This window comes from Lentibacillus salicampi (genome assembly GCF_004565465.1).
GTDB classification, from domain to species: Bacteria; Bacillota; Bacilli; order Bacillales; family Amphibacillaceae; genus Lentibacillus; species Lentibacillus salicampi.
Map to the genome: position 1 here is coordinate 34,660 of NZ_SRHY01000024.1, position 13,913 is coordinate 48,572.

The 13,913-nt window shown below is 37.2% G+C and carries 15 protein-coding genes; 1 reads left to right on the top strand and 14 read right to left on the bottom strand.

The features are described 5' to 3' along the window. Window positions 1–717 precede the first annotated feature (717 nt). From E4U82_RS12930 to E4U82_RS12965, 9 genes are all read right to left on the bottom strand, one after another. A complete protein-coding gene (locus E4U82_RS12930; RefSeq protein ID WP_135110585.1) occupies window positions 718–1,818 on the bottom strand; it encodes a permease in 1,101 nt (366 codons plus the stop codon). A 192-nt stretch (window positions 1,819–2,010) separates the two neighbouring features. After that, the gene (locus E4U82_RS12935; protein WP_135110586.1) at window positions 2,011–2,886 is read right to left on the bottom strand and encodes an alpha/beta fold hydrolase; all 876 of its coding nucleotides are present in this window, start codon (window positions 2,884–2,886) and stop codon (window positions 2,011–2,013) included. A 173-nt stretch (window positions 2,887–3,059) separates the two neighbouring features. Continuing rightward, the gene (locus E4U82_RS12940) at window positions 3,060–3,722 is read right to left on the bottom strand and encodes a hypothetical protein (protein ID WP_135110587.1); all 663 of its coding nucleotides are present in this window, start codon (window positions 3,720–3,722) and stop codon (window positions 3,060–3,062) included. Between the two features lie 157 nt (window positions 3,723–3,879). After that, complete coding sequence (locus tag E4U82_RS12945; RefSeq protein ID WP_135110588.1) at window positions 3,880–4,422, bottom strand: DUF5412 family protein; 543 nt, start codon at window positions 4,420–4,422, stop codon at window positions 3,880–3,882. A gap of 938 nt (window positions 4,423–5,360) precedes the next feature. Next, window positions 5,361–5,528, bottom strand: a complete 168-nt coding sequence (locus E4U82_RS19920) for a hypothetical protein (protein WP_167751410.1) — start codon at window positions 5,526–5,528, stop codon at window positions 5,361–5,363. Between the two features lie 1,074 nt (window positions 5,529–6,602). Beyond that, the gene (locus E4U82_RS12950) at window positions 6,603–7,769 is read right to left on the bottom strand and encodes a DUF418 domain-containing protein (protein WP_135110589.1); all 1,167 of its coding nucleotides are present in this window, start codon (window positions 7,767–7,769) and stop codon (window positions 6,603–6,605) included. A 60-nt stretch (window positions 7,770–7,829) separates the two neighbouring features. Further along, window positions 7,830–8,432 carry a TetR/AcrR family transcriptional regulator gene (locus tag E4U82_RS12955; protein WP_135110590.1) on the bottom strand — a complete coding sequence of 201 codons (603 nt, stop codon included), beginning with the start codon at window positions 8,430–8,432 and terminating at the stop codon, window positions 7,830–7,832. 24 nt (window positions 8,433–8,456) lie between these two features. Beyond that, window positions 8,457–8,915 carry a hypothetical protein gene (locus tag E4U82_RS12960; RefSeq protein ID WP_135110591.1) on the bottom strand — a complete coding sequence of 153 codons (459 nt, stop codon included), beginning with the start codon at window positions 8,913–8,915 and terminating at the stop codon, window positions 8,457–8,459. A gap of 167 nt (window positions 8,916–9,082) precedes the next feature. Beyond that, on the bottom strand, window positions 9,083–9,517 hold the full coding sequence (locus E4U82_RS12965; protein WP_135110592.1) for a putative immunity protein: 435 nt from the start codon (window positions 9,515–9,517) through the stop codon (window positions 9,083–9,085). Between the two features lie 111 nt (window positions 9,518–9,628). Here E4U82_RS12965 and E4U82_RS12970 point away from each other — a divergent pair, with 111 nt between their 5' ends. Then, window positions 9,629–9,922, top strand: a complete 294-nt coding sequence (locus E4U82_RS12970; RefSeq protein ID WP_135110593.1) for a hypothetical protein — start codon at window positions 9,629–9,631, stop codon at window positions 9,920–9,922. 280 nt (window positions 9,923–10,202) lie between these two features. Here the strand turns inward: E4U82_RS12970 and E4U82_RS12975 are convergent, their stop codons facing one another. The 5 genes from E4U82_RS12975 to E4U82_RS12995 form a co-directional block, all read right to left on the bottom strand. Next, entirely contained in the window at window positions 10,203–10,751 is a 549-nt protein-coding gene (locus E4U82_RS12975) for a hypothetical protein (RefSeq protein WP_245183583.1), read from the bottom strand. Between the two features lie 174 nt (window positions 10,752–10,925). Further along, window positions 10,926–11,612: a response regulator transcription factor gene (locus E4U82_RS12980; protein ID WP_135110594.1), complete on the bottom strand. Its 687-nt coding sequence runs from the start codon at window positions 11,610–11,612 to the stop codon at window positions 10,926–10,928. Next, window positions 11,609–12,697, bottom strand: coding sequence for a sensor histidine kinase (locus E4U82_RS12985; protein ID WP_135110595.1), 1,089 nt, complete (start codon window positions 12,695–12,697; stop codon window positions 11,609–11,611). The genes E4U82_RS12980 and E4U82_RS12985 overlap by 4 nt, the downstream gene beginning before the upstream one ends. 74 nt (window positions 12,698–12,771) lie before the next feature. Further along, on the bottom strand, window positions 12,772–12,972 hold the full coding sequence (locus E4U82_RS12990) for a DUF5957 family protein (protein ID WP_135110596.1): 201 nt from the start codon (window positions 12,970–12,972) through the stop codon (window positions 12,772–12,774). Window positions 12,973–12,986: 14 nt separating this feature from the next. Beyond that, entirely contained in the window at window positions 12,987–13,427 is a 441-nt protein-coding gene (locus tag E4U82_RS12995) for a DUF6220 domain-containing protein (RefSeq protein ID WP_209300572.1), read from the bottom strand. Window positions 13,428–13,913 lie beyond the last annotated feature (486 nt).

The window sequence follows — 13,913 nt, forward strand, 5'->3', positions numbered from 1 at the left end:
AGCCGGTGGTTTCTGTTCAAGAAGTAGACTCAATTGATGAAGAAATACCATATAAAAAATCACTTTAAGAGTTTGGCTTTAAACAAATAAACAACCTTCCATGTCCATCTGTCTCGCCAACTGTTCTTTTCCTTTCTTTTCCCTTTATAATGGAATCCACATGGAGCTTCCTGTCATCAATATTATTATAAATATGAAAGACGTCCCTATAACTACCTATTTCACTAACTTACTGAATTTATGTTTACATGCCAGGGGAAGTCAACCTATTGCGCTGTAAACCACATTGGCAGAGATTTTATCATTACAGCTAAATAAGATACAATAGTTTTAAAAAAGAATTACTGTATCTAAAAGGTAATTGATCAGATTTAACAGAGAAAGGTCCAACAAATAATATAATAAGTCTTTTTCAATGTCCTCGATAATTTTCTTGAACTGTTCCCTCAATTAAACCTTACGTAAAAGATTCCTCCAAAGCAAGCTTATTCCTCTCTCACGCTCTTCGTATTATTTCTTCAATTTTAGACCTTTGCGCTTACCCCTTGCAATTCGTTTTTGGGCTTAAAGAGTTTTTTTATATTTTTTCAGAACCCCTTACCATGCCTTTCGTATTTTTCTCCACTCAATACAACTGGTTTTAAGTATTGCATTTCCGCACATTCACGCACTCACATAAAAAGCACTCCCCCAAATGGAAGTGCTTTTGTGTAGCATTTAAGACATGAACGCCATGCCGACCAATCCGGCGATCACACCCAGCATCGCCACACCGATCCCGAGAAACGATAGTGTCCGCCAAGTCAGCGCCTTTCGCACCATCAGTGCCGACGGAAGACTGATAACCGGTAATGTGATGATGAGTGCTGCTGCTGGACCCACGCCCAGCCCAAATTCCATGAAGGTCTGGACGATCGGAATTTCCCCCGCTGTCGGAATGACGAACAATGTCCCGACAACAGCAAAAACAAGAACGGCCAAAAGACTGTCACTCCACGCCGTCCCGCCGAGTGTCGGAAATAACCAGGCTCGAAAGGCTCCGAGCACAAATACGCTAATAATATAAGCCGGAATAATAGCCATTGACATCGTGGAGAGACTTTTCAGCCAGCGGATAAAAAGGCTCTCCTTTGGGTCATCCTTTGTATCTTTACCGTTGGAGGCGGCCGTGGTTTGCGCTACAACCTCAACGGCGTCTTCCTTATGACGAACCATTTTGCCCACGACATAACTCAATCCAAACACAAGGATTACCCCGACAACAAGACGAAGTAGTGTGAATTGCCATCCCAAAACAAAAAACATAAAGATCAACACCGCGGGGTTCAAAGCTGTGTTTCCAAACCAGAAAGCAACAGCTGCCGCGACGGAACTTTGCTGTCGACGAAGCCCCACGACCAGTGGCGCAGAACAGCATGTACACATCATTCCGGGTAGCGCTGATACTCCGGCAAGTACTGTGCTGCCATAGGATGTTTTTCCTAATACACGTTGAATCCAATCACGCGGCACAAGCACTTGCACAAGCGAAGCCAGCAAAATGCCGACAATGAACGCTTGCCAGATCGACTTGAAATAGCCTAGACTGAAATGCCAGGCGGCTCCCCAGGACGGGTCCGGAGCCGCTGCATCGTTTCCGGAAATCGTGGACGAACCAATTGCATGAGTGGTTGCGGCCGTAAAAGCTTTGTGGAAATAGGGGTTCCACTTCGCCCAGAACAAACCCGCCACGGCAATCACCAGAAAGACAATGCTCGCTATGAACCAGCGTTTACGGTTCGTCTGTATGTTTGTTACCAGTCCTGCCGGTTGATTCATATTGCTGCCCCCTTCATAGAATAATAACCTTTTTATAATAACAAATGCCTGCCACGTTTGTCATCCGTGCTCCTCAAATCTTGCAAAAGCCCCATTATGTAACTATTTTACAACTGAGCCCACTTAATGAAGATCATTGTTCCCCGTCCTTATCAACTTTTGCGCTCGTTACGAAAAATCAGTGAACAAACGTCACTTATATGTTTTTGAGTGACATATTAGAAATTCGTTAAGTTTTTCACTCACATCTTCAGACCCTTTACCAAGCCATATCAGATGCCCCCATGTATCCAATATACACAACTCGGTATCTGTAATTTGCTGTTGTGCATAATAAGCATGCCCCAATGACACTGAACCATCATGCTTGCTGTGTAAGATGAGAGTCGGTGAAGATATAGCCTTCAAGTCCTTTGTGCTAATTTCCTTAGTTTGTGATAAATCAATTAAAAATCCATGCCCTGATCGTTGACGATTATTCATTCGTTGGATTTCATCAATATCTCCTACCGACATCTTGTCTTCTATTTGCTTATATGGAAGGTTACTAAATGAAGGTACCATTTGTTTAAACATAAAATTCGGAAAGAGACTGCTCATGCTTGAAGTAAGCTTCCATGTCATTTTTTCCAAAGAAGGGCGAAACAAAATCTGTGCTATTTTATATATTTTATCTTTAGGCGTGTACCACTCTTTCGTAACAGCACTTTGCAACGTTAAGGTTTTGACTCTTTCCGGGTAATGAGAAGCAAAATAAAGACCACTTGGTCCACCAGCTGAGACAGAAAGAAGATGGACTTTTTCAATTCTTAAATGATTTAAAAGCCTCACATAGTAACTGCAAGCTTTCGATAAACTTTCACCAATGTCCTTTGAAGTTTTCCCATACCCCGCCCTTGAGGGTGTAATGATCTTGAATCCATTCTCAACGAGTGAACCATATCCAAATTCCTCATTACAACTGGAATGTCCACCGTGCATCACCAGGACTGGTACACCATCTTTTCCTGTGATTGAATATTCGATTGTCTGATCGTCTATGACATATGTACCGATGACTCTTTTCATTGACCCACCCCTAGTTTGTAACATTGCGGATATCTGTTATATGCACTGGAACTGGAGGGATAATGAGATACCCCAACCTTAAGGGCTGTTCAAAACAGAAATGGACTGCGAACGTTAAGTCACTCAGGAATCCCACTGACATCAATCAGCTTGCCTATTTATGGGTGGAAGTCTCAAAACCGCCTTATATTATTATCATCATTGATTATGAGATTAAATATATCAAGTTGCCCACTTACACTTTGATGTTTTGACGATTGAAGCGAGTGTCTGAAATTAATGTCAAATGTTCTATGTTCATTCGCATCAAGTTTCAATTGGTGGTCTTTCAGATTAATTTTGTCCATTACATTGAATCTATGGTGGTCATATTTCTGGTCTATTGAAACACGGAAAGTGACGGGATTGCTACTATGGTTCACAATGGAGATTTTACAATTACCTTCAACAATACCTGAATCACTTGTATCATATTCACAGTTGCTTCTGTCCTGTTGGAATTCTAACGCATAAATACCATTTGTAAAGTTTGATTGATACACGTTTGCAAACAAGTTAGTGGGTACGAGTATCATCGCAAGAAAGAAAACAAAAATCATTTTACCGCTGTATCGTTTGGCCAGAAAAACCAGACCTATGATTAATAGTATAAGAGAAATAATTCCTGTGAAATGTAAACCACTGTCACCATTAGACCATGCAGTTAAACCAATCAAACCAAGCAATCGATCGACAACAGGTTCGCTATATATGAATTCCCACTTGAATAGAAAAGCGAAGGCGAGTAACACAAATCCTGTGATAACAAATGGTCTTGTTTGCTTTTTTTGTTCCAACCTTATCCCTCCTCTTTTTTACTCAGTTAAATAACCCTTATGGTACAAGCGCCAAGTTATATTCTGGATGTCCGTTTGTATACGTAATAATCATTGCTGAAGAAAAGCACACGTTAATGTAATTGACACAAAGGACTGTTGCACGAAAAAAGAAGCATTAATAACCATGTGTTTCTCCTTCACCTAAATTCAAAGAATGATTATTTATTAAAACCTTGTCATTACTCTTCCAGCTAACCTCAACGTTTTCTATGCCTTCCTGATAATAAATCCTTTTTTCGAACCATAGTGGTCCATCTATTTCGCCTCTTACACCAAATGAACCTGTTGCACCTGCATCAAAGTAATAAAAATCAATCCTATAATCACCATTAGGAGAATTGATTGTCTTTATAGGTTCATTTACTGCAATTGAAGAAAATAAGGCTGTGAATGCCATTCCCAGAAAAAGCACCATAGCTGTCAACGATGACAGGGTTACTGTTATCCAGCTGCGTGTTATTGAACACCAATTTTGTCTATTTTTAAAACCAATCATTCCTAAAACCAAGGTTGATAAAATCATTATAAGTAAAACGTAATTCGGAGGTGTAATTAACCAAGTGCTCTTACTGTTAATATTAGAATATAATGAGTAAACTGCTAATCCAATGCAAATAAGTATTAAATAAAATGACCAAAGATTACATTTTTTCTCCACAAAACCACCCTCAAACAGCCTTTTTACTCAAATACCAAGTCTTATTCCGGAAATGGGCTCGTTTGGTTAACGACTATCACAGCATAAAAATAACAACTACAAGACCTAATGATGTCCAAATAAACGAATAGGTGACTTTACTTTCATTGGAGATAGTATTCTGTTTTGCCTTATGTATAATTGCTAAAACAGTCGCACTTATTAAAAATAAAATATAGTAAAATAATGCATATATAATCCAACGATTGCTTTGAGTTACTTCACTTAGAGGACCTGCCAGAAAAAAGATAAAAACCACAACCAAGGATATAGCAAATATTACGGGTATTATAATATACATCTTATCCCATAACCGGTGCTTCAGGAACGTGTCGCTTTTCTTCGTTTGAAAGTACATCAATAAGCTAAGTAAACCAATTGTCACTACTAAAAATAAACACGTCATTAACATCGATGTATTTATTACGTTAGTTGAGGAAAATGGTATTCCGATATCTTTCTTGAATATATCTGCCATAAATGCAAGGACTACTAATAAAGTAATTACAAAACCTTGGAATAGCGTCCAGCGTGAAAAGAACATCGCACATCACTTCCTTGTATTATTCCGTTAACTGATTCTTAAGTATGGAATGGACGCTAAGTTATATTATACAGATAGGTAAGAGTTTGACGTTATCGCTACCCTTTTCCCCCTGTTTGCACCGTATGTGCGACTTTCATCGCGTACGGCGCGCCAACTAATCCAATTCCATTAAATCATCGGCACTTTATGTGCCTCAACATTCAGAAGTTCGTCAGCAATACAGTATTTTATTGTATTTTACGTTGCATTCTCACCATATTTGTTCAACCCAGCGCCATGATTTACGCCATCCCATATGGAACATTGATATATACACTCTTATTCGGTTACTGAGCCCGATTGTTGAGTTTGTTTATTTTTTATTTTCTTCAGGAAAAAATTTGATTGCAAACAAACCACCTATTAAACCTACGATACCAGCAGTTGCAACTTTTACAACAGTGCTCATATTAGGGGTTAAAAGTTCAATGATAAGGATTACTAACGCAGTATATACTCCTAAAAATAGCACTCTTCCCATAACTTACACCTCCTTTTATTCCCTAAGTTTATTTCTATAACCTAGCCCTTATACGCAGGAAGCGCGCTGCTCCTTGTTAGGTAATAGCGCCCGTTTGCTTTAATATGGCACACACAATGTTATTCTAAGAAAAACTCAAAAAATGTAATGACATAATATATAAAGTAAAAATACAGTGCCTGAATTAATAAGAAAACTACTAGAATAATTATAAAATTTCTTATAGATGATTGTTTGATTTGTAAGTAGTAACTTATCGCCCATATGACGTAAATTAGTATAATACTTATGTTTTCAGCTATATAGGGGTCTTGCTGGGGAACGAAATGTGTTCCGAAGTACATAAAAAACCCTAATATTAGTAAACCACAAAGCAAAATTAAGTTGGTTATATGAATCGCAGCTCTAATAATTTTACCTCCATTTGACACAAATAAAGAAGAATTTGAAACCCCATTTAGCTTAACAACATTATTTCAAAATTCCATCATTGAATCAATATTCTAGTCCATTAAATGACCCTTATATCCGCTAATACTTATTCCTGATTAGCGCCCGATTGAGGAAGATGCTCATAGGATTATTCCAGCTGTTTGCATATGCGATTCATAACCTCTGGTACCGATTTTATTCCATCAATAATGATATCGGAGTTTGGTTTAATCGTATTTAGCATTTCAATGTAACCTTTTCTACCTTGGAAAATGTAATTCTCCATATCTGAAAGGATATGTTCAGTGGAGGCAGTTTTAAAATCTCTTGTCACCCGGCGTGCTAACGCAATATCCAGCGGGGTATCAATAGATATAGCAAGATCAATAAATTTACTTGTTTTGATATGTTTATAAGCAAAAGGAAAATCAAAGACAATATAATTGAGTTGCTGTGTGGGTGCTAATATCCTTGATAGTTCTTATAAAACGAGGGTATGTCTTTTCCATTCTATTTTTGCACCTATTTGCTGTGAAAACTTTTCCCCCTTGGTAAGAGTGGTAATCAATATCAATATGGATTTTAAAGTAAAGAGCTTTATTTTGATGGATTTTGAAAGATTTTATCACAGCATTTTATTCTTTATACTTGTTTTTTGTAAGTCAAATAACGCATGTATTTTTCTAAAGGACCCTCTATTTGACGACGTTCCATGAAGTATGCGACTGATAACGTAATGGCCCACATCACGATGCCAAATAGTACGGAGGTTGTGACAGTTAAAAATGCACCTAAATTGAACGCGATTGGAGACAATAGTATAACAAGTAAAATTTCATGTATGACGAAAAATGTTAACGAACGTTTTCCCATTGCTGTAATTGCTTTTACGATTACGCCGTGATGTTTAATACTAACGCCCAATAACCCAAATAGTGTCGCATAGCCTACACCACCTGCAAAACCAGTGAGAACATGAATACCGTATGCAATCCCTGCGGTAAAGAGACTCGGAAACCAAAAATCATTAATCAATACGAGAGGTATGGCTCCGACAAATGAAATTACTAAAAAGATAATCGTTAATTGCTTTAGCCGTTTTATATGATCGTGTGGTTTAATTAATATGTTTAAGTTTCCTAACCAAATCCCCATTAGGACCGAGGGGATAATCGGGAAGAAGATATGGGTGAACAGCGGAATGATGGGTATAGCCATTAGCCCTTCAGAAATTGTGTTTAAGTATGTTTCTTGCCCCGTTAACCCTGTTGATAATCCATAAGATTGGTTACCGAGTATAATGCCCCCCCACAAAAGCGGTATATAAACGACACATATGGTTGTAGAACTGAGCACGTATCTCTTAATCTTCTTGTTATTCTTTTTCAAGGTGAAAACTAATATGAGTCCAGCAATGCCGTATGTCATCAATATGTCTTGCCCGCCTGCAACACCAGCGAGTATGGCGCCAAATAATATTAGATACCAGCAACGTCTTTTTACAATTCGTTTTGCTTCTTCCGCACCCTTTCTTTCCCGTTGCTTGCGGTAAATCATGACTAGACCGTAACCAAACAGTATGGCGAATAATGGGCGCGCTCGATTATCTACCATAATTTCCATTAAGAAATTTAAGAAATGGTCTAAAGGTGTACTGCCAGCTACTTTTGTTAGCACACCTGGTTCTATCGTGTATAGAAACAAAGGTATATGCGAAAGGATAATCAAAAAGAGCATGGACCCCCGCGCGATATCTAAAGATACTGCACGTTTCTTTTGACTAACTTCATCAGTATATAACGCAGTCATACCAACTCTCCTAATTTATAGAATTGTATGGTTACAATAAAGTCATTTAAAAGCGACGTGTTATGATTTTTTTTCAACAATTTTTGTCACCATACTGACTAAATCATTTTTGTATGCTTCTAAGTCAAATAATTCTTCATTCACAAGAATACTTTCAGATATTGCTCCTTGTATCATAGTAGTAAGACTCTTTATATTGAACTCAGAAAACTCATGGGTCTCTTGTCCAGAATGTAAAATCTCCTGCAAATACACATACAATGGATCTTCTTCATCAGACGATACTCTGTAATAAGGAACATTATCTTCTGTACGTGCATTAAAAATAATCTCTAACAGTGCGATATTATTGACTGTATGGGCTCCTTGATAAGCTAAAGAAGCATCTATGAAAGCAATTAGTTGATCATATGCAGTTTCTTCTTCCGATACTCTTTCTTTAATGTAATCAAATTGTATTGTTAATAAATAAATTAACGTGTTATCCAACACATCATCCTTATCTTTAAAATGATAGGAGATTAACCCGGTACTAACCTTGGCCATTTTTGCAATCTTAGCCAAGCTTATGCTTACAAAGCCAATTTCATCAAGCACCTTAATCGTAGCTTTTATTATCTGCTCTCGCCTTGCTTCCGTTATAAAAGATGATTGATCCGCCATTGTAGTTCCTCCGTTTCCTCATTCTTATTTTTTTCTCAACTTATCAATGATCCATAATAACCCGACGATAAAAAGCACTGATAATATAACTACATCAAATTTACTTGGGTAGTTTTCAATAAACATTTGAACCGGTTCAGGAAGGCTTCCTTGAAAGATTGAGTTGATAATCATTCTTATAATCGTCATAAGAAATATAAAAAGTTGTAACAAAAGCAATATAGGCAACAATCCTAATCCACCTATTAACCATCTCCAAGCTAATTCTGCATTAAACACATAAACAATGGCAGAAAATATTAACACCACGCCCATAATGGTAAAGACAATCAAACGGACCCATTGGATAAATTCTAATGATTCCTGGTTATATAGATACATAACATATGAAAATACAAGTACAGACAAAATAACGCTTATTAATGGGATAATACGTTGAAACCAACGGGGAAGATCGTTAAATTCATCCACTTTATTACTCACATCAGGCAGCCTCCATTTTGATTAACTAATATTTATTTTGATTGGTCAATCAAATTTACCATCTAATAACTTCCCTGTCAAGTTAAATAAGAATTTTTCAACAACCTGGCCCTTATATGCCACGTTCTTATTCCAGAATGGCACCTCTATAACGGAACAATGATGAACTAATTTGATTTTCCGTTTTTGATGTACTGATTCAATTCATGCAATTGCCATTCTCGTTCTTCCGTTACCTTATTTACATCATTACTAAAAGCAAGATTCATTGTCTTAACTGCATAATCTGTAGCCATCATTGCATGACCTCTCATATGACCAACACCAACAGCTTGCCCAACAGCCCTTGCCGCAGCCTTTGCCGTTTCATCTTTACATTCTCTAGCGACTTCATGGACTTCAAATCCAGCTTGTCTAACTTGACGGACAGTTGCTTCCCCTCTTTGCCAGAGTTCATTGGTTTTAAATCCTTTTATGATTTTTTCGTTGTCGGGGAATTCATTTACAAGATACGGAAGCACGTGTTTTGCGATGCTAATTGCCCACTTGGCTAAGTCGACTTGATGAATAAGGTCAGTATTCTTCTCAATTTCTTGTCTCAATCCCGTATCATCAACAATTTTATTTTAGGCTTACTTGCCACAAGAACGCCCTCCTATATCTGTAAAAATGCAGTTAGACAAATAAGCAAAGCCAAAGGAAAGGGTTATGAAGTGACCATGTTTTACATTGCACTCAGTAACGTAAATCAAAACATTGAGCGCGTCGCTATGAGAGTAAAAAATGGCGGTCACCATATCCCAACTAAAGATATTCTCAGAAGAGACAAAACTTCATTTAAACACCTTTATGAATACGCTCCTATTATCGATAACCTAATTCTAATTGACAACAGTAAGGATGATGGAGAAATTATATTAGAAATAAATGATGATAAAATTAGTTTCAAGGCAAATCGTCTGCCTAACTGGGCGCTGCCATTATTAAAACAATTTCAAAAGAATTAACCAACGGAACAATAACCAAAACTGATTCCCTCATTACGGACAATCGGTTTTTTATTGTATAAATTTCAAATTTCCCAAAGATTAGTTATTCCACTATCGCGCCCGATCGTATTACAGAAAAGTTGACTTTACTTAGTAACTCTGCGAATCTTGTTTTCGTTTTCATATTAGATTTTGAAATGGCGACTATAATCAAAGAAAACAAATTCAAAGTCAACATTGTGACATAGTAAATACTTGTAGATCCCTCTAAAAGATAAAGTATTTATGCCAAGCACTATCAATAATAAAACAAAGATTTTATTTGCATTCTTTTCACCCTTCTACGTCCTTTTAAAGACATAAAACTGTGTTGGTAGTACTTGATAGACCCAACAAACATTAAAATGGAACCGATGATGTTAAAGGCAACGCGAAATCCATGAGCGATAAGGAATTCTTGTGCTGTTTGTTTCAGGAATCTAACAGAATGAATATCCGCACCTTCGATAAACAAAATCTCGTTACGTGGCCATTCAACCACGATGGATGTCGCTCCTTCTAAAACAATCATGATGATACTAAATAAAATCCAATATCGGGCTGGCTTCGTATTCCAGGCTAGTATCAACGCTAAAATTCCTGTTAAAATACTTGCTGCTCCTAAAGGGGGGAAATAGGTATGTGGGCTTGCCACTGCCATAAATTCCATTCCAAGCTCTAACGACTCAGGAATGTTATGAAAAATATTCGGATACAACATGAACGTATTCACCAAAATACTTCCCAACAAAATCCATTGAACCCAGAGATGGGCTATAACTGTTCCAAACGTAAACTTTTTTAACATAATCAAAACTCCTTATTTGAGATTCAAGGATGGCCCCTTGTTTATTTTTTTAAAACCATCATAATCAAGAAAGCTTAACTGCCTCTTATACAATTCTTAACTAATCCTTAATTATATTTAGGCGTAAAAAACGAAGCTCTCTATGAACTTCGCTTCGCTTTCATAATTCCTAATTTATTTTTTGAACCTGTAGCCTACTCCCCATATTGTTTGAATATACTTAGGATTGGAGGAGACTTCCTCTACTTTTTCCCTTATCTTTCTAATATGGACGGTTACGGTTGTAATATCACCAAATGAGTCTATTCCCCAAATCCGTTCAAATAGTTCTTCTTTCGTAAACACGCGGTCTGGATTTGAAGCAAACAAAACTAATAAATCAAACTCTTTCGCACGTAACTCTTTTTCCTCTTCATTGACATATAGCCTGCGTGATTCCAGGTCGATGTGCAGACCTTTTATACGAATTTCATTTGGTTGACGATTCTTTCCAACGAGCCGTTCGTATCTGGTCAAATGAGCCTTCACTCTCGCAACCAGTTCACTTGGATTAAAGGGCTTCTGGATATAATCATCAGCACCACGATCAAACCCACGTATTGTATCAATGTCTTCTTTTCTTGCTGTCACCATTAAAATAGGAATATCCAACCTATCGCGAAGTTGTCTGCAAATATCAAATCCATCAACACCCGGCAGCATTAAGTCAAGAATTATAAGGTCATAATTGTTCTCTTTAGCCAGTTTCAACCCTTCTTCACCAGTAGTTGCAATGTCAGAAGAATGCCCATTAACTTCTAAATAATCCCTTTCCAATTCAGCAATACGCATTTCGTCCTCAATGATTAAAATCTTTTTCAAGACGACACCTTCTTTAGTGTGAAATAAATACTTGTCCCTTCCCCTTGAACGCTTTCAGCCCAAACCTTGCCATCATGTTCTTCAATTATTTTTTTTACAATGGCCAGCCCGAGTCCACTGCCTCCCGTAGAAGAATTCCTTGAAGCGTCCGTTCTATAAAAGCTTTCGAACAAGTGGGAAATATCTTGTTGAGCAATCCCACTTCCATTATCACTAATTTCAACTTTAACCTGTTGGGACTCAGATTTTAAATAAACCTCAATTTTCTTATGCTCTTTATCCATATATTTCAGGCTGTTTTGAACGATATTGGTCACGATGCGTCTTAATTGCTCACGATCCGCTTTCACAATATAATCATCATTTTTACAGGCCTTTAGAGTTGCCATCCCCTCTTCTTGTTCTAGGTCAAAAGCTAATTCATCAATAAAATCTGTGAAAAAAGAATATAAATCGACTTCTTCAAACTCAAACGGAATTTGTTCGATATCCAATTTGGAATATCGAAATAAATTATTAATAAGATCATCCATATCATCGGCCGTTCTATAAATGATATCCATATACCGTTCCAGTTTCTCCGGTGTATTCGCAACCCCATCCTGAATTCCTTGGACGTAGCCTTTAATCGATGTTAATGGTGTTGATAAATCATGTGAAATACTCGCAATCAGCTCCTGGCGGTTGCGCTCATACCTTGCTTGATCCTCTTTTGCCTGTTTCAGACTCAATCTCATCGCTTCAAACGTATTGGAAAGCTCACCAAGCTCATCTTTCTTATTAGTTTCCACACTATATTCCAAATCTCCTTCACTTATATTTCTTGCCGAAAGGGTTAGTTGCTTTATCGGTGTAATAATACTCCTGGATACGTAATACGTCAGTAGCCCATTCGTAATAACCAAAATGAGTATAATCGCAATCAATCTGAAATTAAAAAATAGTTGTAAATTCGGACCTTCCATACTGCCATCAAAAATAACAAACATAACGTATCCTAATACTACTTCGACTAACAAAAACCCAACAATTGGAAGCACAACCATTCCTATGTTAGATAGTATTAATCGTTGCTTAATGGACATAACCATCACCCACTCACATCAGTTGTAACCAGCACCTGTGAACTTCAACCAGTCGTTAACAGAAGTTTAGCATATCACTTGTCTGATTTCAGACTCTTTTGGTCCATAATCGGTACAACAATTGCACAAATAATGGCAGTAAAATAAGAAAGATATTTAATTCCAACTGGTTCGTTAAATAATATCATTCCCAACACTCCAATAAAACTTGATAACGCAATTCCAAGAACAAATCCTCCAATTAAACCGACAAGTATTCCTAAAAAGATTCTCATACTACGCTCCTCCCTCAATAATTAAATGATTTTCTCCAATATGCTCCCTTCTGATAATTTTTGTTATGGAATGTGATTTTCCATACCTTTAATACCATTGTGTAGGACAACACAAATAATAGAACACCGAAAACGGGATGCATTGCACCAAACCATGGTAATACAGCAGTAATATTCGCAGTAAAATACATGAGGAATATTGAAATTAGAACCCCTAACAATTGCCAGTATGCCCAGCGTGGTAATGCACCGATGAATGCAAAGGCAAACATAAAAACCGGTAGATTAAACCCAAATAAGTGAGCGAATGTCATATGCTTCACCCAATTCACTGGACTTATAAAGATAGCCATGCCTGCCAAAAAGATTTGAGTGGTGACACTTATTGCAAAAATAATGGCTAGTACAAGGTAAATGATTCTACCTATACGAACTCTTTGATTTATCGTCTCCAATTTTTTCCTCCCTTGTTTGAACTCTGTATCTATCATACAAATCAATTCTAAAATCACTCTTAGTTAATTCTTAAATAATTCTTAAATAAAATAAGAAAAAAAGAACGGTAGCTCCTAAAGAACTACCGTTAATGTTCATGCTAAAAACACTAACCTTTTATTTCGTGGATTTCATTCCACAATCTGGACCAACAAAACAAAAAATGAGGATGCAAGTCTTATTGTTTCTTGCCCGATTATTAAAAAAACCCAATCTGTAATTAAAAACCCAATAATAATTTATAGCTAATCCCCATCAAAGCCCCTTTGGTTCAATAATCTCACCCAATTTAGTAGAACGTAATTATTCAATTACTGTCAGCAATAGATAAGCCTTTGAAGTTATCTCCAGCTTTTCCTCCAGGTAGAAGGGCCACCCAATTGGTGGCCTCAACCCCCACAGAACCCGGCGTGCAGATTTCCCGCACCGGGCTCTTCAGAAATGGT